The following is a 2,306-nucleotide window of genomic DNA, read 5'->3' as shown; positions in this document are numbered from 1 at the left end:
GGATATCGGCCGTTATCTGATGGGATTTTACAACCAGCAACGGCCACATACTGCGAATGATGGAATCAGTCCTCACGCCGCAGAAGAAAAACTTAAAACCGTGTCCGGAATCAGTTGACCACTACAGTTCTACCGCCAAAGGAGGTTCGTCATCCAGCAGCGAAAACAAACTGTCACCCACCTTCTTAGCATCAGCCTTTTCTATCTCAATGACACCGGCAAACGCACTAGCCTGGTACCCCATCCGGGTGAGCATAGCCACCAAAGTGTTCACCACCTTGTCACCTAGCCATGGAAAAACACACACGTTCTCCCCTTGCTGAAGAACAGACTCACTACCAAGATTCAGCTGATTGAATAAGCCTTGTCCCTCAGCAAACAGGTTCCTCGCCGTATCATCCAAAAAGTCCACCTTATTAGCCCCTACAGAGATTCGATAGTCTCCATCTCTGTAGATGCTTAACATTTCCTGGCGTACGACGTCGTGAATGCCCATCCCTGCACCGCCAAATTTGGGCGGCTGGCCTCCTTTTGCACGTTCCACAGCAATCACCTTTTTGTCTGCATCTATATCGATAACTTTCCAGCGCTTGCCACCAAAAATGATGTGCTGATTAACTAGAATCATCGTGTCGACCGGCAACGTACCCAAGGTTTTGGGACCAGCAACGACGCGAAATTCCTCGGGAGTTTTGAATACCGCATAGAAGGTATAGTGACTAACCAGCTTTTCTCCCTGAAGGCCCAACACCAACTCACCGCTGGATAACTGAGTCAGTAGTTCTTCCTGCCCCATATGGGTCAGGAGCTGCTTGAAATGATCAACTGTGACTTGTTGAAACGGGCCTGTCTGACAAAGGGTTCGATACAACTGATCAGCACGAACACCGCCCCATTGAGCTGTTACCGCTAGCACTTGATGCAGCAAGGTAGAGAAATGAAACTGTTCAGCATCTGCGGGTTCAAACCATTTTCCTGCAATCAGTAACCGAGTCATTGCGAGAGACTGAAGCAATTCCATCCGTAGCTTATCAATAAGACTGGAGTTAGCGTGAAGTTCATCTTCAGCAATCAGCATACGCAGTATTGCAGGCCCTCCTCGACGACCAGACCTTCCCAGACGCTGGCGAAGGCTAGACACTGAATGTGGAGCAGTGACTTGGACTACCGAGTTCACCTTACCAATATCAATCCCTAACTCCAGTGTCATGGTGCACACCACCGTCGTAGGTAGCGTCTCCTTTTGTAGTCGTGCTTCTAAGCTTTCTCTGGCCTCCTTGGCAAGAGAGCCGTGATGAGGGAAAAACTCGTTGGGAACAACCTGAGATTCACAGAGATCGCTCAACTTGGCCGCTAAACTTTCGGTGCGCTTTCGACTATTAGCAAAAATCAGGTGTGATCCGTCACGGCAGATTCGGTACAACTCCTGACAAATCTCATCTTCCGCGTTATTGGGAATATTCTCTCCTGGCTTAGGAGAGTCCAGCACGACTGGGTCTAAGTACCCTTTTACTACCACCTTCACAACAGCTTCAGAACGCGCACTAAATATGGTGGCGCACTGCATTGTTTTATCCGGGCGCAGGGAGGCAGGTACGCTTTCTAAATCACCAAGCGTGGCACTTAAGGCCACTCTCGGAACGGGATTACCATGACGGCCAATCAGGTGCTCAAGGCGATTCAGAAGCGAAAGCAGGTGTTGACCACGTTCTGTACCAATGAAAGCATGGAACTCGTCAATAACGATGTATTGCAACGATCCGAAAGCTTGCCGTACCCATCCCGAGTCTCGAACTAACAACGACTCCAGAGACTCAGGAGTAATCAGTAATATGCCGGATGGGGACTTGCGAGCAGCCTTTTTTTTCGACTGAGCACTATCCCCATGCCAAGGTGTGAGTTGCATATCCAGCATCTCACACAGGCCTTCAAGTCTTCGGTACTGATCGTTAATTAGCGCTTTTAGGGGACTGATGTAGAGAATGCCGAATCCTCCCGTGGTATCGGCAATGGCTGAGCATGCGGGAAGGAAAAAGGCCTCTGTCTTGCCAGCCGCCGTCGATGCACTGATCAGTACATCGCAATCGCCTGCAAGAATAGGTTGTATCGCCCGCTTCTGTATTTCACGCAGATCCGACCAACCCTGCTTAAAGATCCACTTCTGAACCTGGGGATGAAGATTGTAGTGGTTCAATAATCCCGGACACCCAGATAGGTGGTAATCTTGCCGCCAAAGAGGTGTTCAATGAAAAGACAACGTCGTTCCTTCACTCCTGAGTTCAAACTCGAAGCTGCCAGCCTGGTTC

1 protein-coding gene is annotated in these 2,306 nt (G+C 49.6%); it reads right to left on the bottom strand.

The genetic code is table 11. From position 1 onward, the window contains the following. Positions 1–121: 121 nt before the first annotated feature. A complete protein-coding gene (locus K6123_RS23025) occupies positions 122–2,194 on the bottom strand; it encodes a DEAD/DEAH box helicase (protein WP_221801968.1) in 2,073 nt (690 codons plus the stop codon). Positions 2,195–2,306: the final 112 nt, after the last annotated feature.

It is taken from the genome of Oceanobacter mangrovi, assembly GCF_019740315.1.
Lineage (GTDB): Bacteria > Pseudomonadota > Gammaproteobacteria > Pseudomonadales > Oceanobacteraceae > Oceanobacter > Oceanobacter mangrovi.
Note: the sequence above shows the minus strand (reverse complement) of the source record. Positions and strands in the feature narration are given on the sequence as shown.